Below are 20,565 nucleotides of genomic sequence, written 5' to 3'. Positions count from 1 at the left end.
CGTTAGGAATCCCCCATGCGCGGAGCAGTGATCCACGCCCCCGGCGACGTGCGCTTCGAGACCCTGGACGACCCGAAGATCCTCAAGCCGACGGACGCGATCATCCGCACGGCCGTCACCTGTGTGTGCGGCTCCGACCTGTGGCCCTGGCGCGGCCTCGACGCGACCGACGAGGCGCATCCCATGGGCCACGAGTACGTCGGCTTCGTCGAGGAGGTCGGCAGCGAGGTCACGGCGGTCAGGCCGGGCCAGTTCGTCGTCGGTTCCTTCGCCACCTCCGACAACGTCTGCGCCAACTGCCGCAACGGATGGCAGTCCAACTGCCTGAACCGCGAGTTCATGAGCACCTGCCAGGCCGAGTACGTGCGCATCCCCAACGCCCAGGGCACCCTGGTCGCCACCGGAGAGGTACCGGGCGAGGCGTTCTGGCCGGGGCTGCTGGCCGTGTCCGACGTGATGGGCACCGGCTGGTACGCGGCCGACGCCGCCGAGGTCGGGCCCGGTTCCACCGCGGTGGTCGTCGGCGACGGCGCGGTCGGCCTGTGCGCCGTGATCGCCGCGAAGGAGATGGGCGCGGAGCGGATCATCGCCATGTCCCGGCACGAGTCGCGGCAGAAGCTGGCCCGCGAGTTCGGCGCGACCGACATCGTCACCGAGCGCGGTGAGGAAGGCGTCGCCCGCGTCAAGGACCTCACCGGCGGGATCGGCGCGGACAGCGTGCTGGAGTGCGTGGGCACCGCCCAGTCGATGCGACAGGCCCTGCACTCCACCCGGCCCGGCGGCAACGTCGGCTTCGTCGGCGTCCCCCACGAGGTCGCCGTCGACGGCCAGGAGCTGTTCTTCTCCCACGTCGGCCTGCGCGGCGGCCCCGCCCCCGTACGCCGCTACCTGCCCGACCTCATCGACCGCGTCCTGACGGGGAAGATCAACCCGGGCAAGGTCTTCGACCTCACCCTTCCCCTCGACCAGGTCGCCGAGGGCTACCGGGCCATGGACGAACGCCGCGCCGTCAAGACCCTGCTCAAGCCGTGAAACGACCGCAGCGCAGGAACCACACAGAAGGAAACGGCCTTGCAGATCACCCGCAGCTCGATCGCCACCGCCAAGGGTCCCGCCGACTGGTTCACCGGTGACGTCTACATCGACGCCGTCGCCGCCGCACCGGAGCCGTCCCGGGTCAGCGCCAACCTCGTGCACTTCATGCCCGGCGCACGCACCCACTGGCACCGGCACCCGCTCGGCCAGACCGTGTTCGTGACCGAGGGGGTCGGCCTGTGCCAACGCCGGGGCGGGCCGATCCAGGTCATCCGGCCCGGCGACCGCGTCCTGTTCGAGGCCGACGAGGAGCACTGGCACGGCGCCGCGCCCGACCGGCTCATGGTCCACCTCGCCATCAACGAGAGCGACACCGACCACGACGTCGTCCACTGGCTGACCCCCGTCACCGACGAGGAATACGCCACAGCCCCGCCCACCGACTGACCCCCGGCCCGAACCAGCCACCCGCTCCCCGAGGTGCGCCTGAGGATGCGCGTCGACGCGGCAGCCGCCGCGCCGCTGTTGTGGACGGGCATCACCCCCTACGCCCCGCTGCGCCGGTGGGGCGTACGGTCCCGGCAGCAAGGTCGCGGCCTTCGGTCGTGGGCGGTCTCGGCCAGATGGCCGTGAAGACCGCCCACGGGCGAGGTGATCTCCGCGGACCCGGGTCAACGAGGCCTGCGGGCGGGTCCTGGCCTCCGGTGTCCGCCGCCGCTTCGTCGTCGACACGAGCACCATCGCCTGAACGGAGGGCCGCCGACGGGGCGTCAGCGGCCGGCTCCTCGCCGTGGAAAATCTGTCACGGCGAGGCCAGATCTTCGGGGCTGCGGGACTAGGGTTGGGGGTACCAGGAACCTGGCGCCGATTCCCTCGGCCGCCCGTGCCGGTTCCTTCGGAGCCCCGAAACGAAAGGCGGCTATGCCCGCTGAGAACGCCCCTGTCGCCGGGAACCTCGACGACGACGACTACCCCGCGTACACCATGGGGCGCGCCGCCGACGTTCTCGGCACCACCCCCGCCTTCCTGCGTGCCGTCGGTGAAGCCGAGTTGATCGCTCCGCTGCGGTCGGAAGGCGGTCACCGCCGGTACTCCCGACGCCAGCTGCGCACCGCCGCCCGCGCGCGCGAGCTCGTCGACCAGGGCACGCCCATCGAGGCCGCCTGCCGCATCGTCTCCCTCGAGGACCAACTCGACGACGCCCTCCGGCTGAACCGGGAGCTGCGCCGCAAGCTGGACGAGGACGGCGCGAATATCTAGTACCGCCGGAACAGAAATGCGGGTCGTGGCAGGGTGAGAATAGCTGGATGCCCGCCAAAACCCAGGACGTGTCCCCGTCCCACCTGTGTTAGCGTGACTTCGGTTGCAGTTTTGGTTGCCAGAGACTTGTTTCTTTGCAGAGCTTTCCGGATCTTTCCGGAGGGGTGATCATCGCGGCGACTCGGATTCCGTAAAGTGCGGAACCCGGCACTGCCCCCAAAGGGAGATTCAATATGGCATCTGGCACCGTGAAGTGGTTCAACGCGGAAAAGGGCTTCGGCTTCATCGAGCAGGACGGTGGCGGCGCTGACGTGTTCGCCCACTACTCGAACATCGCCACCAGCGGCTTCCGCGAGCTTCAGGAAGGCCAGAAGGTTACCTTCGACGTCACGCAGGGCCAGAAGGGCCCGCAGGCCGAGAACATCGTTCCCGCCTGACACACACGCGTCGCGTTCCACGTGATCGGGGCCCGCACCCTGGGTGCGGGCCCCGATCCATTGCATTTTCACGGCAGACCACGCCAGATCCACGGCACCCGGGCAGGCCCATTCTTGCGAATCTCGGTACGGCACCGCGCCGCCTCCCGGAATTCCTCGACACGTGCCGCATCGAGGAAGGTTCCGCATGGACCGCAAAAGTCGCACGAGTGATGACGCCGCCCGCTCCCAGCGTGAGAAGCCGGCGCGCCGCAACACTCGTTCCCGTCCGGCCGAGAGCGGACGGAGCGGCCGTAGGAGCCGTTCCACCGTGTCTCGTTCCGCCGCGTCCGGCGAAGAGGTCGCGCCGTCGGCCGCCACCCCGTCTCTGCCCCCTGTCGACTCCTTCGCCGACCTCGATCTGCCCGAGGCGCTGCGGGCCGCGCTGCCGGCCGAGGGGGTGACGGCGCCGTTCCCCATCCAGGCGGCGACCCTGCCGAACTCGCTGGCAGGCCGTGACGTGCTGGGCCGTGGACGTACCGGTTCGGGCAAGACACTCGCCTTCGGGCTCGCCCTGCTCGTCCGCATCCACGGGCGCCGGGCCGAGCCTCGCCGGCCGCTGGCCCTCGTCCTGGTCCCCACCCGAGAACTGGCACAGCAGGTCACGGACGCGCTCACCCCCTATGCCCGGGCGCTGCACCTGCGGCTTACGACCGTGGTCGGCGGTCTGTCCATCGGCCGGCAGGCGAGCGCGCTGCGCGCCGGCGCCGAGGTCGTCGTCGCGACACCCGGGCGCCTCAAGGACCTCATCGTCCGGGGCGACTGCCGTGTGGACCAGGTCGCCGTCAGCGTCCTCGACGAGGCCGACCAGATGGCCGACATGGGATTCATGCCGCAGGTCACCGCCCTGCTCGACCAGGTGCCCGCCGACGGCCAGCGGATGTTGTTCTCTGCCACCCTCGACCGGGACGTCGACCGCCTGGTGCGGAGGTACCTGCACGACCCCGTCGTGCATTCGGTCGACCCCGCCGCGGGCGCGGTCACCACGATGGAGCACCACGTGCTGCACGTCGAGGAGGAGGACAAGCACGCCACCGCGGCCCGTATCGCGGCCCGCGAGGGGCGGGTCCTGCTGTTCCTCGACACCAAGCACGCGGCGGACCGGCTGGCGAAGAAGCTGCTGGCGGTCGGGGTGCGCGCCGCCTCGCTGCACGGCGGCAAGTCCCAGTCGCAGCGCACTCGCACGCTCGCCCAGTTCAAGGACGGCCAGGTCACGGCCCTGGTCGCCACCAACGTCGCGGCCCGCGGCATCCACGTCGACGATCTCGACCTGGTCGTCAACGTCGACCCGCCCGGCGACCACAAGGACTACCTGCACCGCGGCGGCCGTACCGCACGGGCCGGCGCGTCCGGCACCGTCGTCACGCTGGTCCTCGGGCATCAACGGCGCGCGATGAGCCGTCTGCTGGCCGACGCCGGCGTCACCGCGCGCACCGTCCGCACCCGCTCGGGGGACGCCGAGCTCAGCCGTATCACCGGAGCCCGGGCGCCGTCCGGCACGCCCGTCACCGTCCCCGTCCCGGTCACCGCCGGACCGGGACGCACCCGCTCCTCCGGGCGCCGCCGAGCCGGGCAGCCCGCCCGGGCCCGACGGACCGGATGAGACCCGGTCTCCCCGTGCGCCCCGTCGAAGACCCGTCCCGGAGGAGAACGGCCGCCATGCGACCACGGGCGCCGGACGTGTCACCCGTGATCGGCGAACACGGCCGCACCCTGGGCGTCCTCGACCCTCTGCCCTGACCGCCCGTACGTCGTCGGCCCGCCCGGCGGCCCCGTCTCAGCCCCGTGGAGGCACCATGCGCTGTGTCATCGCCCATTACCCCTTCGACCTCACCAAGAGCGAGGTCGAGCAGTCGATGCGGGGCATCAAGCCCGAGGAGGTCACCGGCGTGTCCGTGACCATCGGCCGTCGCACCTACCCCGTCATGCAGGTCGGTGAGGTGATCACCCGGCAGGACCGCCGTGACTTCACCGCGGGGGAGGTCCGCAGGGCGCTGGTCCGCCTCGGCTTCACCTGCCACGAGGCGCCGCCGGCCCCGTCCGTGGAACTGCCCGCGCCCTGGCAGACGACGGCCACGCCGTGGACCTGAGCCGTACGCCAAGGCCCTGACGGCGATCAGTGGCGGCACCCGCACCCGGCGGCGCTCTTGGCCTCGCTCACGGTGACGGACGGGTCGGCCGACTGTTCCGCCGGGGTGCAGCAGGCGCTCACTCCGCAGCAGGAGCCGGCCGGGTCCGTGACGGCGGCGGGCTTGGTGGCACGGACGACGGCGGAGTGCATGCCGTCGGCGACCGCGTGCGTCGGGGTGATCTCGATGTCCGAGAACCCGGCGGACTCCAGGCCCGCGCGGTACTCGCCGAAGGAGAGCGCGCCGGCGATGCAGCCGACGTGGTCGCCGCGCTCGGCCCGCTGCGCCACGGTGAGCGTGTCGTCGGCGACGACGTCGGAGACGCCGATCCGGCCGCCGGGCCTGAGGACACGGAACGTCTCCGCGAACACCGCGGGCTTGTCGACCGACAGGTTGATCACACAGTTCGAGATGACGACGTCGATGGTGCCCGCGGGCAGGGGGATCGCCTCGATGGTGCCCTTGAGGAACTCCACGTTCGTCGCGCCCGCCCTCGCGGCGTTGGCCAGGGCGAGTTCGAGCATCTCGTCGGTCATGTCCAGTCCGTACGCCTTGCCGGCCGGGCCGACTCGGCGGGCGGACAGCAGGACGTCGATCCCGCCGCCGGAACCGAGATCGAGCACGCGCTCGCCCTCGCGCAGTTCGGCCACGGCCGTCGGGTTGCCGCAGCCGAGGGAGGCGGCCAGGGCCTCGGCGGGCAGGGTGTCGCGCTCGTCGGCGGCGTACAGGGTAGAGCCGAAGTTCTCGTCGGCCTCGACAGGCTCGGGCCCGCAACACGCGCTACTTCCCTCGGTGACCTTGGTGGCGGCCGCCGCGTACCGCTGACGGACGGTTTCGCGCAGGTCGGTGGACTGCTCGCTCATGACGTACTCCTGGGTGACGGGCCCAGCACAGGCCCGGAACGGCTTGTATTGACGTTCATTGATGCAAGCTTGCGCCTTGATTCGAAAGGCGTCAACATAGAGGAATGTCGAAACAAGAGCTCCAGGTGCTCGGGCAGGACGCCGCCTGCTGCGCCGGCCTGTCCGCCGCGCCGTTGGACGAGGACCGGGCCACCGACCTGGCCAAGGTCTTCAAGGCGCTCGGGGATCCCGTCCGACTGCGCCTGATGTCGATGATCGCCGCGCGCGGTCAGGGCGGCGAGGTCTGCGTGTGCGAGCTGACCCCCGCCTTCGACCTCTCCCAGCCGACGATCTCCCACCACCTCAAGCTGCTGCGACAGGCCGGGCTCATCGACTGCGAGCGGCGCGGCACCTGGGTGTACTACTGGGTGCTGCCCGGCGTCCTGGACCGGCTCGCGGCCTTCCTGACCACCCCGCAACCCGCCGGGACCACCGCGTGAAGTCCTCCCTCGGCCGTCGGCTCGCGCGAGAGGCGATCACCGGCGTCGGCGTCTTCGCCGGAGTCGCGCCCGCCTCCGTCCAGCCCGCGGAAGCCCAACCCGCCTCTTCCTGACCGCACTCCACCTTCCGAGAAAGCCCCGCCATGAGCACTTCCGTCCCTCGCCCCTCGGTGCTGTTCGTCTGCGTGCACAACGCCGGCCGCTCCCAGATGGCGGCCGCGTTCCTCTCCCACCTCGCGGGCGAGAGGGTCGAGGTCCGCTCGGCCGGGTCCGCCCCCGCCGACGCCGTCAACCCCGCCGTCGTCGAGGCGATGAGCGAGGTCGGCATCGACATCTCCGCTCAGACCCCGAAGATCCTCACCACCGAGGCCGTCCAGGCCTCCGACGTCGTCATCACCATGGGATGCGGCGACGCCTGCCCCGTCTTCCCCGGCAAGCGGTACCTCGACTGGCGGCTCGACGACCCGGCCGGGCGCGGAGTGGAGGCCGTACGCCCCATCCGCGACGAGATCGAGACCCGCGTCCGCGCGCTGATCGGGGAGGTGACATCCGGGACCGAGGAGTGATATGGATCACCAAAAATCTGCCCACCGCACGCAACTGAGACGCATGCCGTAGTCATCTGACTAGGAGTCGGGGCCCGTAGGGGCTGGGCAGTGGAGAGAACGGGACAGGTCGTGGGACGGCGCACAAGTGGCATAGGGATCGCACTCGTCACGGTCGCGACGCTCGTCGGCGCGAGCGCCTGCGGCGCGGGCGGCAGTGACAAGGCGAGCGGCACCGACGCGAAGGCGTCGGGGAAGGCGAGCGCGAGTGCCTCGCCGACGCCGACGAAGCCCGCGGGCCCACCGATGCTGCTGGACACCATCACCCCGCAGACGGGCACCACGGTCGGCGTGGCCATGCCGATCTCGGTGATCTTCACGAACCCGGTCGCGGAGAAGGCCCGGGCCACGGTCGAGAAGCACATGAAGGTCAGCGCCTCCCAGCCGGTGGCCGGTGCCTGGCACTGGATGGGCGACCGGCGCGCCGACTGGCGGCCCAAGACCTTCTGGCCCTCGGGTACGAAGGTGAAGATCGACGCCGACCTCAAGGGCGTCAGCAACGGCAACGGACGCTACGGCGTGCACGGTTACACGCACACCTTCACCATCGGCGACGACGTCCGCGCGGACGTCTCCGTCACCGGCCACACCATGAAGGTGACCCGCAACGGGAAGCTGGTGCGCACCCTGTCCATCAACGCGGGCAGCGCCCAGTACCCGACGTGGGACGGCACGATGGCCGTCATCGACAAGCAGGAGAAGGTCCACATGACCTCCTGCAGCGTCGGCATCAGCTGCGACAAGGGCAGCCCCAACTACTACGACCTGACGCTGCCCTGGGACGTGCACCTGACCCAGTCCGGCACGTACGTGCACTACTCGACCGGTGACCCCAATCCGGGCAGCGGCAGCGCCCGCGGCTCGCACGGCTGCGTCCACCTGTCCATGGCCGACGCCAAGTGGTTCTACGGCCAGATCAAGCAGGGCGACCCCGTCACCGTCACCGGCTCGCCCCGCGGCAACGCCCCGGCCGACAACGGCTACGCCGACTTCAACCTCTCCTGGAGCCAGTGGCTCGCGGGCAGCGGGGCCGGGGAGCAGACGACCGCGACGCTGTGACCCGGCGCGCCCATCGGTGACGGCCGCCGTCCCGGCCGTCACCGGTACGCTGCTGCGTCGTGCGGCTGACGCGACTCGACACCGCCCGGATCCGGGCCGCCCGCCAGGTGATCGACCCGGTGTTCCTCGACACGCCGCTGTACCGCTGCGAGGCGCTGGAGGCGGACCTCGGCTGCGCGGTGAGCGTCAAGCTGGAAACGGCGAACCCCGTCCGCAGCTTCAAGGCCCGCGGCACCGAGGTGGTCGCGAGCCGGCTCGCCGAGCACGGTCCGCGGGCCGTGGCGTGCGCCAGCGCGGGCAATCTCGGCCAGGCGCTCGCCTGGTCCGGCCGTGGGCGGGGGCTCGACGTCACCGTCGTGGCATCGCGCTTCGCGACCGTGGCCAAGCTCGATCGCATCCGCGCGCTGGGCGCCAGGCTGGAACTGGTGGACGGCGATCACGAGTCGGCGCGTGAGCGGGCGGCGGCCGTCGCGCGGCACGAGGGCATCCGGCTGGTCGAGGACAGCCTGGACATCGAGACCTGCGAGGGCGCGGCGACCATCGGCCTGGAACTCGTGGACGCCGAGCCGTCGTTCGACGCCGTCCTGATCGCGCTCGGCGGCGGGGCGCTCGCCACCGGTGTGGGGCATGTGGTCAAGGACCTGGCGCCCGGGACCGAGGTGATCTGCGTCCAGCCGCTGGGGGCGCCGGCGATGACCCGCTCCTGGCACAGCCGGCGCGTGGTCACCACCGACTCGACCGACACGATCGCCGACGGCGTCGCGGGCCGCTACCCCATCCCGGCCGTCCTGGACGACCTCCTCCTCGTCGCCGACGACGCCCTGCTGGTCGAGGAGGCGTCGATCGTCGCCGGCATGCGGATGCTCCTCCACCACGCCAGCCTCGTCGTCGAACCGTCGGCGGCGCTCGGCGTCGCGGCGCTCCTGGAGAACCGGGACCGCTTCGCCGGCCGGCGCGTGGTGACCGTCATCTGCGGCAGCAACGTCGACATGGACGCGTACCACCGCTGGGTCGGTACGCCTTCCCTCTGACGTTGCGCAGACGCCGACCGCCGCCCCGGCGGGAGCGGCTCAAGCGCCTGCGCCGGGGGACGTGGGCCTGCGCAGCAGCCACTGACCGAAGGTGCGCCGAGGGGGCCGTACCACCACGCGGCCGTGCGCCTTCTGGCCGACCAGCTCCACGCGCAGGGTGACCGGAGCGTCCTGATCCGCAGGAGCCCGACGGTACTTGAGCTTGCTGTGGAGCAGTCGCAGGCCGTCGGTGTCGATGACGACGCCCGGCCTCGTGATCAGCGTCAGGGTCTTTCCCGCCGTCTCCAGGTCGATCCGCAAGGTGTCGTGCGTGATCACGGCCTCGGTGAAGTCGAGCGTCACATCGCACCAGTACACCGCGAGTTCCATTCTGCGCGGTACCACCCAGCGCCCCACGCGTTCGATCGCGCCGCTGTGCACCTGCTCGATCCGGACCACGTCCTTGGCCTCCGCCCCGGCCGACACGTTCGGCAGGTCGGCGGTGAGCGCGGACAGTTCGCCCAGGGTCCGTGCCGACAGGGCGACCTCCAGACGCTCGTCCAACTCGTCCGAGGTCAGCAGGCCGTCCCCGGCCGCGATGCGCAGCACGTCCACCACGCGGTCCCGGTCCGCGTGGGAGGCTCGCAACTCGGGCGGCGACCCGAGGTCGGAGCCCTTTGGGGTGGGCGACATCTCTCCCGACATGCTTCCGTCCTGGTCCTGTCGAACGTCGTCCGACGTCTTGGTGCGACGCGAGCAGCGACGCGACGAGAAGACCAACGCTATATCGCGACATGGAACCCGGCCGGGTGCCGTCCCGGAGGGGCGGTGGCCGGTGGTGACTCACGGCGTACGACATCCATCATGCCGAGACGTGGGCGGGGCAACAACCGGGCCCCGAGGGCCAGTTGCTCAGGGCGGGCACATGCTCAGTCCAGGACTGCGGTCGCCTCGATCTCGACCAGGTGCTCCGGGACGTCCAGTGCCGCGACCCCGATCAGTGTGGTCGGCGGGACCGGGGTGACCCCGAGCCTCGCGGTGGCCCGCGAGATGCCGTCCAGGAGTTGGGGCATCTTGTCGGGGTTCCAGTCGACGACGTAGAAGGTCAGCTTCGCCACGTCGTCGAAGGAGCCCCCGGCTTCGGCCAGCGCGGTGGCGACGTTGAGATAGCTCTGCTCGACCTGCGCGGCGAGGTCCCCCTTGCCGACGGTCGTCCCCTCGGCGTCCCAGGCGACCTGCCCGGCCACGAAGACCAGCCGCGAACCGGAGGCGATCGCCACCTGACGGTAGACGTCGATCTTCGGCAGTCCTTCGGGGTTCCTGAGAGTGATGGCCATGGTGTCCGCCTTTCATTCATGTCAGACCTTCGTGGTCTCTTTCGGTTACTCGGCAACCATAAGAGAGTGAGGACTGACGTGGAAGAACGCACTTTTCGGTGACTGGGTAACCGGATGGTGACCACCCTGCGCGACCGAGGCCGACCGGCACCGGGTACGGACGTAATTCGCTTGACCCGGGCACGGGTTGACGCCGCATGGTGGCGTGGCATCACACATCGTGGTGGCGGTGGCCAGGGGAGGCAGCGGGAGCATGGAGATCCGTTCCACGACCGACCAGGACCTCGAGGTCTTCGTCGACACGATGTACGCCGCGTTCGGACGCTTCCCGGACACCCCGAACGAGTCCGGTGGCGGGGTCTGGTGGTCGGCGCTCGAGATGGACCGCAACCTGCTCGCCGTCACCGCCGAGGGGCGCCCGGTCGGCACCGCCGGCGCGTACTCCTTCGAGCTCACCCTGCCCGGGGAGATCCTCGTCCCGGCCGCCGGCGTGACCGCCGTCGGCGTCCTGCCCTCGCACCGACGCCGCGGCGTCCTCACCGCGATGATGCGGCATCAGCTCTCCGAACTCAGGGCCCGGGGCGAGTTCCTGTCGGTGCTGCTGGCCTCCGAGGCGCTGATCTACCGCCGTTTCGGGTACGGACCCGCCACCTACACCCAGCGGCTGACGGTGCCACGCCACCGGGGCGCCTTCGCCCCCGCCCGGGCACGCACGAGGGCCGACTCCTCGGCGAGCGTCTCCGACACCGGCACGGTCGAGGTGCTGCGACGGGCCGCATGCGGCGAACTCCTCGAAGAGGTGTACGACCGCTACCGCCGCGCCCAGCCCGGCGCGCTGTCCCGGCCGCCCCGCTGGTGGGCCGTGGGCGCCGGGCAGCCGCCGATCTCTCCCGCGCCGCGTTACCTCGCCGTCCACCGGGACGCCGACGGCGTCGCGGACGGATACGCCAGCTACTCGCTCGCCGATCCCGCCACCTTGACGGTCGACGAGATCATCACCGGTGACGACGCCGTCTTCACCGCCCTGGCCCGGTTCCTGCTCGGCCACGACCTGGTCACCGAGGTGGTGTTCAAGCACGTCCCGCCGGAGCATCCGCTGCGCTGGCAGCTCCAGGACTTCCGGGCCGGGCAGGTCGGCGACCACACCGACTGGCTCTGGGTGCGGCTGCTGGACATACCGCGTGCGCTGACCGCGCGCGGCTGGTCCACCGACGGCGAGCTCGTCCTCGACGTCACCGACGAGTTCCTCGGCGAGCGCGGCCGCCATCTGCTGACCGTCCGGGACAGCAAGGCCGAGTGCGTCCCGACGGACCGGGAGCCGGACCTGTCCCTGGACGTCAGCGACCTCGGCTCGGTCTACCTCGGCGGCACCACCCCGAGCACCCTCGTGCGCGCCGGACACATCCGGGCCCACCACCCGGACGCGGCCGGCCGGGCGGACGCCCTCTTCCGCGCCGACCGCGCCCCGCACTGCCTGCACTGGTTCTGACCGTCGCCACGACGCCGCTCCCGGCTTCAGGGCAGCCGGGATCGTGTGGGGCCGTGTACGTGGCCTGTGCACGGGTAGCCGCAAGAGCGGCAATCGGTCACGAGTGGTGAACAACGAAAGAGCTCCACATGGTCATCCCGCTTATGAAGCAGGCGGAGGATGAGCCGGGCTGGAACGGGCACGCCCCGCTGCGTTACGCCGCAGCGTGGGGCCCGACCACGGCCTGCGCCGCCCAGGCACGCCGCGACCTGCGCGCCGTCCTCGCCCATGTCCCGCGCGCCGGCCGCGCACCCGTTCCCGCGTCCCGGGCCATGGACGCCGAACTCGTCGTCAGCGAACTCGTCACCAACGTCCTGCGGCACGCACCCGGCCCCTGCGCCCTCACGGTGCAGCTGACCGGCACACACCTCGCCATCAGCCTGTACGACACCTCGCCCCAGGCTCCGACGGTCAGGCCCCCCGACCGCGGCCGCGTCGGCGGACACGGACTGCGCCTGGTGCACTCGGTCAGTGACGAGGTCGTCGTCACTCCCCGCGGCGGGGGCAAGGAGATCACCGCCCACCTGCGGCTGGTCACGGGCGACGAACTCGGCACGGCCGACAGGACGGTGTTGTCCTCGTCCATTTCGGGCCGGACACAGCAGACCTCGTGATCAGTGGCTCGCCGGTGAGGCGGGCCGGGCCGGCTGCCGGTCGCCGGCGGCCGTGGTCCTCGGGAGGCGGGTCGCTGCGGCCAGGCCGATGAGGGCCGTGACGGCGAGGGTGATCATCGCGGCGGCGTAGGCGCCTTTGGTGAGGCCGGAGACCAGGATCGTGCCGGCGATGGCGGTGCCGAAGGAGGAGCCGAGGTTGGAGACACTGCGGGACAGGCCCGAGATCTCGCCCTGTCGGTCCTCGGGGAAGCTGGACTGGACGACGTTGACCGAGGGGGTCAGCATCCCGCCGAGGCCCAGGCCGATGAGGAGCAGCCCGGGGACATAGGCCCAGGCGGTGGTGTACGCGGCGGCCAGCGCGATCAGCAGGGCCACGCCGGCGATGGCGACGACGAAGCCGGCCATGATCAGGGTGCGCTGGGGGCGCAGCTTCGCGAGTCGTGCGGCGGACAGCGACGAGATCAGCAGCCCGAGAGTGGCGGCGGTGAAGATGACACCGGTCTCGATGGCGTTGTAGTGGCGTACGACCTGGAGGTACGCCGCGACCGTGAACGAGGTTCCCATCAGCAGCAGCCACTGCGTGTTCTGGGTGACCAGGCCCAGGTTGGAGGTGCGGTTGCGGAAGAGGCTGAGGGACAGGAGCGGCTGCCCGCCGGACCGTTCCTTGGCGCCCACCCAGCGGAAGAAGCAGAGCAGGACCAGGGCGCCCAGCACGAGCAGGCCGATCATCAGCCAGACGTTGTTGTCGGCGGCCAGGATGCCCATGACGACCAGGACGAGTCCGAGGGCGGACAGGATCGCCCCGCCGGTGTCGAAGGACCGGGTCGGGTCGGGCGGCAGCGGGTCCTCCAGGCGCCGTCCGAGCGTCACGATCACCGTGATGACGAGGGCCTGGAAGACGAAGGCGGCACGCCAGCTGATCCCCTCGGTGATCAGCCCGCCGATCAGCGGGCCGGCGGCCGCGCCGATGCCGCCCAGTGCCATGACGATGCCGAACGCCCGTGCCCTGGACGTCAGGTCCGGGTGCAGGAGCGTCGTGAGGATGTACACGGGCGGGATGAGCAGGGCCGTGCCGACGCCCTGGAGGACGGAGTTGCCGAGGATCAGTACGCCGAGTCCGGGAGCGGCCGCGCTGAGCAGCGACCCGACGGCGTACACGATCAGACCGGCCAGGAAGCAGCGCTTTCGGCCGTAGCGGTCGGTGAGCTTGCCGCCGGGGATCATCAGCGCCGCCATGACCAGCAGGAAGACGGTGATGGCGACCTGTACGCCCTGCACGCTCGTGTCCAGGTCCTCGCTGATGTCGTTGATCATCACGTTCATGTTGGAGCCGGCGAAGCTGCAGATGAACTGCGCGAGGGCGAGGGCGGCGAGCACCCTGTCGTGCCCCGGCGACGGAGCCGCCGAGGCCGTCTCAGCCACCGGTGCCGCCCCCGCCCGTGTCCGCGTGGGGCACCGTGAGGCCATGGGTGACGGGGTGGCCGCTGTCGCCGTGCCGGGGTCCGGTCTTGGCCTTCTCGAGTTCCTCGTCGAGTGCCATGGCCGCGGTGACCAGGGCGAGATGGGTGAACGCCTGCGGGAAGTTGCCGAGTTGCTCGCCCGAGGGTCCGATCTCCTCCGCGAACAGGCCGACGTGGTTGGCGTAGGTCAGCATCTTGTCGAAGGCGTACCGGGCCTGGTTGAGCCTGCCGCTGCGGGCGAGTGCCTCGACGTAGAAGAAGCTGCACAGGTTGAAGGTGCCCTCCGAACCGCGCAGGCCGTCGGGGGAGGCCGCCGGGTCGTACCGGTAGACCAGGCTGTCGCTGACGAGTTCCTCGTCCATGGCGTCGAGGGTGCTGAGCCAGTCGGGGTCGTGGGGCGAGACGAAGCCGACCCTCGGCATCAGCAGCAGTGAGGCGTCCAGGACGTCGGTGTCGTAGTGCTGCACGAAGGCCTGGCGCTTGTCGTGCCAGCCGCGTTCGACGATCTGACGGAAGACGGCGTCCCGTGCGCCGGTCCAGCCGGCGATGTCGGCGGGGCGGGAGAACTCGGCGGCGGCGCGGACGCCGCGGTCGAACGCCACCCAGGTCATCAGCCTGCTGTAGGTGAAGTCCTGGCGTCCGCCACGGGTCTCCCAGATCCCCTCGTCGGGCTGGTCCCAGTGCCCGGCGAGCCAGTCCAGGACCTCGCTCAGCGCATGCCAGCCGCGGATCGCTCCGATGTCCCCGCCGACGATCAGCGCGTCGGAGGCCTCGCCGTAGATGTCGAGCTGGAGCTGGTCGGCCGCCGCGTTGCCGGCCCGCACCGGTCGGGAGCCCCGGTAGCCCTCGAGATGGTCGAGTGTCTCCTCGGTCAGATGGGGGTCGCCGTCGATCCGGTACATGATCTGCAGCGGGTCGCCCGAGCTCCGGTCCCTGGTCTCGATGCGATCGCGCAGCCAGCGACGGAAGGCGTACGCCTCGTCCTCGAAGCCCAGGTCGATCAGCGCGCGCACGGACAGCGACGCGTCACGGACCCAGGTGTAGCGGTAGTCCCAGTTGCGCTCACCGCCGATCTGCTCGGGCAGTCCCATGGTGGCGGCGGCGATGGGGGCGCCGGTCGGCGCGTACGTCATCAGCTTGAGCGTGATCGCCGAGCGGTTCACGATGTCCTGCCAGCGGCCCCGGTAGGTGCACGAACGCAGCCACGAGAGCCAGAAGGCGCGGCATGTCTCCATGGCGTCCCCGACGCCCTCCAGCGTGGGCACGGGCGGAGCGGGAGAGTCGCCGGGCGCGCTGGTGAGCACCACGGCGGCGGCCTGGCCCGCGAGCAGCGTGAAGCGTGCGGTGACGTCGTCGCCGTCCTCGTGGAAAGCGATGCCGGCGGTGGACTGCAGATGCAGGTCCGCGCCCGGGCCGTGGAAGACGGCGGAGTGCTCGTCGGCGAGCGAGAGGGTGTGCCTGCCGCGGCCGTAGTCGAAGCGCGGCCGGCAGGTGAGGGCGAAGGGCAGCCGGCCTCGGACGACCCGGACCACCCGCACCAGCTGATGCACGTCGGTCGGTGTCCTGGACGGGTTCGGGACCATGAAGTCGGCGACCTCGCCCACTCCGTCGGGAGCCATGAAGCGGGTGACCAGGATGGCCGTGTCGGACAGGTACAGCTGTCGTACGGTCATGGAGTTCCCGTCCGGGAACTCCGCGGCCAGATGGCAGTGCCCGCCGCGTTCGGCGTCCAGGAGGGAGGCGAAGACGCTGGGCGAGTCGAAGCGAGGCGTGCACCACCAGTCGATGGTTCCGCCGGACGACACCAGGGCGGCGGTCTGGAGGTCGCCGACCATGCCGTGTTCCGCGATGGGCGGGTACCGGTTCACGTGATCCCCCTGCCGGGTCCGGGACGCCGTGGCGGCAGGGCGGGAGCCGCCACAGATCTGTGCACGACAAGTCTTCGGCCGCGCCATGCCGGGGACATCACCCACCGCGGGTGAAAGCGGGCCGTGGCCCGTTGGGGGCTATTACCTCAAATAGATTTCACCTATATGACGAATGTGGTGATGCGCCGGGGGTAGATGGGGTGGGCAAGCGGCGCTTCGGACGTGAGGCGGACTGTGTATGGAGCTGCCTGGGCAGGACGAGGAGGGTCCGCAACCCCTGCTGGAGCGCCGGATCTCCGCCGCCGTCGCCTTCGAGGGCCACGAGGAGATCGCCGAAGCCCGTGACCTGGCCCGCTCTTTCCTCGTCGACCTCCAGGACCTGCACGGCCTGACGGTCTCACCCCGCGCCGTCGGCGCCGTCCAGCTCGTGGTGAGCGAGCTGGTGACCAATGCCCACAAGTACGCGCCGGGCCCGTGCCTGCTGACGCTGGAGGTCGGCGACGGGGCGGTGGAGGTGACCGTGTGGGACAGCGAACCGCAGCTGCCGCTCGTCCAGGCCACGGATCCGGGCCGGGTCGGCCAACACGGCCTGGAGATCGTGACGGCCCTGTGCCGGAGCCTGGAAATGCACCGCGAACCCGTGGGCAAGCGGATCATGGCGGCCGTGCTGCTGACCGAGAACGCGGTGGGCGACGTGGTCGGCGATCAGGTCGGCTGACCTCGCGTCACTCCCGCCCGGCCTCATTGAGGAAGTCCGGCGGTGCCTGCGGGTCGTGGGCGCGGAAGAGGACGGCGTGCTCGACGCCCAAGGCCCTGCCGCCCGTCGCGGTGATCTTCGGAATGAAGTCCTCGGGCGCGGGATGGTCCGGGAGGGCGGCCAGGTACGCGGCGTGGGCCTCCAGCGAGGCGACACCGCGACGCAGCGGCTCACCCGTGACCTCGACGCCGTGGGTCGCGCCGAAGCCGGGGAGTCCGGGAAGGAGGAGCCGGCGCACCGTGTGCGCCTCGAGGCCCTCGTCGTCGATCTGCTCCGGGAAGACCCACCGGTTGCCCGCGTCGCGCACCGCGTCGAGAGTCGCCGGCCCGGCCGCACGGTGGTCGGCCTGGTCGAAGCCGTAGGGCGCCTCGACCGCATACCCCCCGCCCAGCACCGCGTCGGGCTTGAACCGGCGGATCTCCCGGCAGATGTCCCGGCGCAGGCCGAGGCCGTAGACGCGGCTCCGGTGACACCACAGGCGTCACCAAGTACGAGGCGGAGAACGCGACTCTGGCCGGCCAGGCGAAGGCGCAGTCGGACAGCTGGGCCTCGGGCGGCAAGAACGTCGGCCACATCGGCAGCGACAGCGCCACCACGCTGACCTTCCGCAACACCGACAGCTGGAACGACTACTGGACCCTGCCGACCACCGTCACCCTCAACTCCGGCACCAACACCCAGAAGTTCTCCAACTCCTCCTCCTGGGCACCGGACATCGACTACGTCGAAGTCGCTCCGGTCAACGGCGGAGCCGCCGAAGTAAGTTGGTCGGGAAGGGCTGCTCAACCTCCCCAGGTCACAGCCCTTCCCGACCGCCAGGCGCACGTCTACCCCCACCTCGCGGGGCTACACCAGCTTTCTTGTGCGGCGGTGCTGTCCCGACAGTGCCAGATCACGAGGTCTCCCGCTTCCCCTCCGTCCGGCTGCGGTGGCGACCTCCGGGTCATAGAGTCGGCGAGGAGCGAGGAGGCCCTGCCCCCGACGCCTCCGTTCCGGCAGAAGACGTGGTGTGCGTCCGCCGCCGAACCGCAGACGACGACGGGAAGGGGAGCGCGCATGGCCTACGACGCCTCGGCACCGACTCCGCAGACGGTCCTGTCCCCTCTCACCAGCGCGTCCATCTTCCTGGTCGCCACGATCGACCCGGGCGGTGAGGCCCTCACCCGGGACGTGCTGTCCCAGGTGAGCTCCCTGCAGCGTGCCGTCGGCTTCCGCGCCGAGCCGGAGGGCAGGCTCAGCTGCGTCACCGGAATCGGCTCGGAGGCCTGGGACCGTCTCTTCGCAGGCCCCCGCCCGGCCGAGCTGCACCCCTTCCGCGAGCTGCACGGACCCGTGCACCACGCCGTGGCCACACCCGGTGACCTGCTCTTCCACCTGCGCGCCGCACGTCTGGACCTGTGCTTCGCGCTCGCCACGGAGATCATGGCCCGGCTCGGCGGGGCGGTGACGGTACGGGACGAGGTGCACGGTTTCCAGTACCTCGACAAACGGGATCTGCTGGGCTTCGTCGACGGCACGGAGAACCCGGTCGGAGCCGGAGCGGGCGCCGCCGTCCTGGTCGGGGACGAGGACCCGGAGTTCGCGGGCGGGAGCTACGTCATCGTGCAGAAATACGTGCACGACCTCGACGCGTGGAACGCCCTCCCCGTCGAGGCACAGGAGAAGATCATCGGCCGGACGAAGCTGAACGACATCGAGCTGGACGACGACGTCAAGCCGGCCGACTCCCACACCGCCCTGGCCAAGGTGACCGACGCCGACGGCACGGAGCACGAGATCCTCCGCGACAACATGCCCTTCGGCACCGTCGGCCGGGGCGAGTTCGGCACGTACTTCATCGGCTACGCCCGTACGCCGAGGGTCACGGAGACGATGCTGGAGCGCATGTTCCTGGGCACCCCGGACGCGCCGCACGACCGGATCCTCGACTTCTCCACCGCCCTGACCGGAACCCTCTTCCACGTCCCCACGGCGGACTTCCTCGAGGACCTGCCCGAACCGCCCGGCACCGAGCACTCCCGCTGAACACCTTCGAGTGAACCGCGTGATCCACGGCAACCTCACGCGGCCCCCTGCGAGTCACATACCTCGCATTCAGCAGATCTGCATCTGACTCAGGGGGAACCATGAGCAACCAGCAGTACCCGCCGCAGCAACCCGGCTGGGGCGGTCCTCAGCAGCCCTACGGCCAGCCGCCGTTCCCGCCGCAGCCGCCGAAGAAGACGGGCGTGGGAAGGATCCTCGGGTTCGGCTGCCTCGGCATCGTCGGCCTGGTCGTGGTGATCGGCGTCGTCGCGGCGGCCCTGGGCGGCGGCTCCGGCTCGGAGAACTCCGGCGGTTCCGGCCATTCCAAGACAACGGCTTCCGTGTCGACGGGCGGGAAGCCGGCGGGCGACACCGGCACGGGCAGTGGGCAGAAGACCGGTGACACCAAGAAGACCGGCAGCAAGGTCGTCACCTTCAAGGTGTGGGGAACCGCACCCGCCGGTGCGCTCGGACCGCTGGACATCAGCTACGGCTCCGACTCCGACACCCGGAAGGGCACCTTCAGGAACGGCGAGTTCAAGGCCACGCTGCCGCTGCACAAGGACGCGATGTACTACACCGTCACGGCCCAGCTCCAGGGTTCCGGCGACATCAACTGTTCGGTGACGGTCGACGGCCACACGAAGAAGGGGCACGCGTCCGGCGGGTACAACATCTGCGACGCCCAGCTCAGTTCGGGCTTCCTCGGCAGCTGGAACTGACAACGCCCACTCCACCCGCTCCTTGAGCCCGACGAGGCCGCCTCCGCGGGACTCACGGTCACCGCGAACGTCCTCGACCGGCGCCGGGTCTACGGGACGGCGGGCTGAACGCGAGGGTCTCGGGGACGGGCCTTTACGCCCACGGGAGTACGCGGGATGACGACCTGCGGTGGATGATCCCCCTCCCCGACCGGGCGATGCTGTGGAGCGGAGGTCAGGGAGAGAAGGGAAGCGTACGTGGATGTCGAACCCCGGCCGGCGGACACCGACACCGTAGGGAGCACACCCGTGCGGGGTCAGTCGCGACTCAGGCGGTGGATGCGGCGCGCGGTGATCGCCTGCACCGTCCTGCTGGCCGTCGTCACCACGGCCTCGCTGGTGTTCAACGCGTTCACGGCGGGGCGGGCCGCGCCTCCCCAGGGCCTGCGGTACGTCCAGGCGGCCGACGTCCGCACCCGGTACCGCACCTGGGGCACGAGCGGCTCGCCGGTCGTCCTCGTCCACGGTGCCTTCGAGCAGGCGGACACCTGGTCACGCCTCGCGCCGCTCCTCGCCCGCGATCACCGCGTCTACGCGCTGGACCTGACCGGAGACGGCTACAGCCAACGCCGTGGCCCCTACACCGTCGACCACTTCACCCGCCAGCTGCTGGGCTTCCTCGACGCCCTGAACCTGGGCGGGCCGGGTGAACGCCCCCTGCTGGTGGGCCACTCCAGCGGGGCCGCGGTCGTCACGGAGGCGGCCCTGCGCGCCCCGGACCGGCTGGCCGGCGTGATGCTGCTCGACGGGGACGCCCTGAACACCGGCGCCGGTCCGCCGTCCGCCTTCAAGTACCTGCTGATCGACCCCTACCGCACCAGCCTGCTGCGCCTCGGCCTCGGCGTCGACTGGCTCATCCGTTCCTTCTACGACGCCCAGTGCGGGCCGGCCTGTCCGCGGCTGGACGCGGCCGGAGTGGACGAGTGGCGGCGGCCGTTGCGGGTGCCGGGGGCGGAGACCGCGCTGTGGGACATGCTCGGCCAGGGCGTGCCGGGCCTGCCCGCGGATCAGGTGGCCCATCTCGCCGCCGTCCACATGCCCAAGTCGGTCGTCTTCGGCGCCCAGGACGACGTGTTCAGCGAGCAGACCCCGCGGCAGACCGCCCGTCGTATCGGCGCACCCCCGCCCACCCTCATCCCCGGGGCCCGCCACCTCACCATGATCTCCAGCCCCCGTCAGGTCGCGGCGGCCGTGGAAGCCCTCGCGCACACCCGCGCCGCCGCGCCATAGGCAACTGGCGGTCCGGGTCGGCCGTAACCGCTCGCCGAGAACGGCCTCCGACCCGGTGTGCCGTCCTGC

General features: G+C 70.9%; 22 protein-coding genes. 16 read left to right on the top strand and 6 right to left on the bottom strand.

Features of this window, described 5'->3' with window-relative positions:
- The first annotated feature begins 15 nt into the window (after positions 1-15).
- The 6 genes from ACWCQ1_RS15585 to ACWCQ1_RS15560 all read left to right on the top strand — a co-directional run bounded on the left by ACWCQ1_RS15585 (position 16) and on the right by ACWCQ1_RS15560 (position 4,861).
- A complete protein-coding gene (locus tag ACWCQ1_RS15585) occupies positions 16-1,032 on the top strand; it encodes a zinc-dependent alcohol dehydrogenase family protein (protein WP_451026691.1) in 1,017 nt (338 codons plus the stop codon).
- Between the two features lie 39 nt (positions 1,033-1,071).
- Positions 1,072-1,482, top strand: coding sequence for a (R)-mandelonitrile lyase (locus ACWCQ1_RS15580; RefSeq protein WP_451026690.1), 411 nt, complete (start codon positions 1,072-1,074; stop codon positions 1,480-1,482).
- Between the two features lie 474 nt (positions 1,483-1,956).
- On the top strand, positions 1,957-2,295 hold the full coding sequence (locus tag ACWCQ1_RS15575) for a helix-turn-helix domain-containing protein (protein WP_208777759.1): 339 nt from the start codon (positions 1,957-1,959) through the stop codon (positions 2,293-2,295).
- A gap of 233 nt (positions 2,296-2,528) precedes the next feature.
- Positions 2,529-2,732, top strand: coding sequence for a cold-shock protein (locus ACWCQ1_RS15570; protein WP_007383480.1), 204 nt, complete (start codon positions 2,529-2,531; stop codon positions 2,730-2,732).
- 187 nt (positions 2,733-2,919) lie between these two features.
- Entirely contained in the window at positions 2,920-4,374 is a 1,455-nt protein-coding gene (locus ACWCQ1_RS15565) for a DEAD/DEAH box helicase (RefSeq protein ID WP_451026689.1), read from the top strand.
- Positions 4,375-4,567: 193 nt separating this feature from the next.
- The gene (locus ACWCQ1_RS15560; RefSeq protein ID WP_133049798.1) at positions 4,568-4,861 is read left to right on the top strand and encodes an SCO5918 family protein; all 294 of its coding nucleotides are present in this window, start codon (positions 4,568-4,570) and stop codon (positions 4,859-4,861) included.
- Positions 4,862-4,887: 26 nt separating this feature from the next.
- On the opposite strand, the gene arsM is transcribed toward ACWCQ1_RS15560, so the two are convergent.
- Positions 4,888-5,763 carry an arsenite methyltransferase gene (gene arsM, locus ACWCQ1_RS15555; protein ID WP_358602514.1) on the bottom strand — a complete coding sequence of 292 codons (876 nt, stop codon included), beginning with the start codon at positions 5,761-5,763 and terminating at the stop codon, positions 4,888-4,890.
- Positions 5,764-5,867: 104 nt separating this feature from the next.
- Here arsM and ACWCQ1_RS15550 point away from each other — a divergent pair, with 104 nt between their 5' ends.
- From ACWCQ1_RS15550 to ACWCQ1_RS15535, 4 genes are all read left to right on the top strand, one after another.
- Entirely contained in the window at positions 5,868-6,242 is a 375-nt protein-coding gene (locus tag ACWCQ1_RS15550) for an ArsR/SmtB family transcription factor (protein WP_358602511.1), read from the top strand.
- A gap of 143 nt (positions 6,243-6,385) precedes the next feature.
- A complete protein-coding gene (locus ACWCQ1_RS15545; protein WP_358602508.1) occupies positions 6,386-6,808 on the top strand; it encodes an arsenate reductase ArsC in 423 nt (140 codons plus the stop codon).
- 111 nt (positions 6,809-6,919) lie between these two features.
- Positions 6,920-7,906, top strand: coding sequence for a L,D-transpeptidase (locus tag ACWCQ1_RS15540; RefSeq protein WP_358602505.1), 987 nt, complete (start codon positions 6,920-6,922; stop codon positions 7,904-7,906).
- Positions 7,907-7,965: 59 nt separating this feature from the next.
- A complete protein-coding gene (locus ACWCQ1_RS15535; RefSeq protein WP_451026688.1) occupies positions 7,966-8,937 on the top strand; it encodes a threonine ammonia-lyase in 972 nt (323 codons plus the stop codon).
- Between the two features lie 39 nt (positions 8,938-8,976).
- On the opposite strand, the gene ACWCQ1_RS15530 is transcribed toward ACWCQ1_RS15535, so the two are convergent.
- Entirely contained in the window at positions 8,977-9,621 is a 645-nt protein-coding gene (locus tag ACWCQ1_RS15530; protein ID WP_451026687.1) for a DUF1707 SHOCT-like domain-containing protein, read from the bottom strand.
- 224 nt (positions 9,622-9,845) lie between these two features.
- A complete protein-coding gene (locus tag ACWCQ1_RS15525) occupies positions 9,846-10,253 on the bottom strand; it encodes a RidA family protein (protein ID WP_133049805.1) in 408 nt (135 codons plus the stop codon).
- 253 nt (positions 10,254-10,506) lie between these two features.
- On the opposite strand from ACWCQ1_RS15525, the gene ACWCQ1_RS15520 reads away from it, so the two are divergent.
- Together ACWCQ1_RS15520 and ACWCQ1_RS15515 are read left to right on the top strand one after the other, a co-directional pair.
- The gene (locus ACWCQ1_RS15520) at positions 10,507-11,742 is read left to right on the top strand and encodes a GNAT family N-acetyltransferase (RefSeq protein ID WP_358602493.1); all 1,236 of its coding nucleotides are present in this window, start codon (positions 10,507-10,509) and stop codon (positions 11,740-11,742) included.
- Between the two features lie 128 nt (positions 11,743-11,870).
- Entirely contained in the window at positions 11,871-12,395 is a 525-nt protein-coding gene (locus ACWCQ1_RS15515) for an ATP-binding protein (protein WP_358602490.1), read from the top strand.
- Here ACWCQ1_RS15515 and ACWCQ1_RS15510 read toward each other — a convergent pair whose 3' ends face one another.
- Positions 12,396-13,718 (bottom strand): MFS transporter, encoded by a 1,323-nt coding sequence (locus ACWCQ1_RS15510; RefSeq protein ID WP_451026785.1) that lies wholly within the window; start codon positions 13,716-13,718, stop codon positions 12,396-12,398. It lies immediately after the preceding gene.
- Positions 13,719-13,809: 91 nt separating this feature from the next.
- A complete protein-coding gene (locus ACWCQ1_RS15505) occupies positions 13,810-15,723 on the bottom strand; it encodes a glycoside hydrolase family 15 protein (RefSeq protein ID WP_358602484.1) in 1,914 nt (637 codons plus the stop codon).
- A gap of 238 nt (positions 15,724-15,961) precedes the next feature.
- Between ACWCQ1_RS15505 and ACWCQ1_RS15500 the strand changes: the two genes are divergently transcribed.
- The gene (locus ACWCQ1_RS15500; protein WP_133049809.1) at positions 15,962-16,441 is read left to right on the top strand and encodes an ATP-binding protein; all 480 of its coding nucleotides are present in this window, start codon (positions 15,962-15,964) and stop codon (positions 16,439-16,441) included.
- A 7-nt stretch (positions 16,442-16,448) separates the two neighbouring features.
- Here the strand turns inward: ACWCQ1_RS15500 and ACWCQ1_RS15495 are convergent, their stop codons facing one another.
- Positions 16,449-16,874 (bottom strand): hypothetical protein, encoded by a 426-nt coding sequence (locus ACWCQ1_RS15495; RefSeq protein ID WP_451026686.1) that lies wholly within the window; start codon positions 16,872-16,874, stop codon positions 16,449-16,451.
- Between the two features lie 662 nt (positions 16,875-17,536).
- Between ACWCQ1_RS15495 and ACWCQ1_RS15490 the strand changes: the two genes are divergently transcribed.
- From ACWCQ1_RS15490 to ACWCQ1_RS15480, 3 genes are all read left to right on the top strand, one after another.
- On the top strand, positions 17,537-18,505 hold the full coding sequence (locus ACWCQ1_RS15490) for a Dyp-type peroxidase (protein ID WP_358602477.1): 969 nt from the start codon (positions 17,537-17,539) through the stop codon (positions 18,503-18,505).
- 101 nt (positions 18,506-18,606) lie between these two features.
- Positions 18,607-19,227 (top strand): hypothetical protein, encoded by a 621-nt coding sequence (locus tag ACWCQ1_RS15485; RefSeq protein WP_358602474.1) that lies wholly within the window; start codon positions 18,607-18,609, stop codon positions 19,225-19,227.
- 288 nt (positions 19,228-19,515) lie between these two features.
- Positions 19,516-20,496, top strand: coding sequence for an alpha/beta fold hydrolase (locus tag ACWCQ1_RS15480; RefSeq protein ID WP_451026685.1), 981 nt, complete (start codon positions 19,516-19,518; stop codon positions 20,494-20,496).
- The last annotated feature ends 69 nt before the right edge of the window (positions 20,497-20,565 follow it).

This window comes from Streptomyces sp. NPDC002144 (assembly GCF_053593695.1).
This window is presented reverse-complemented; position numbering and strand designations above follow the sequence as displayed.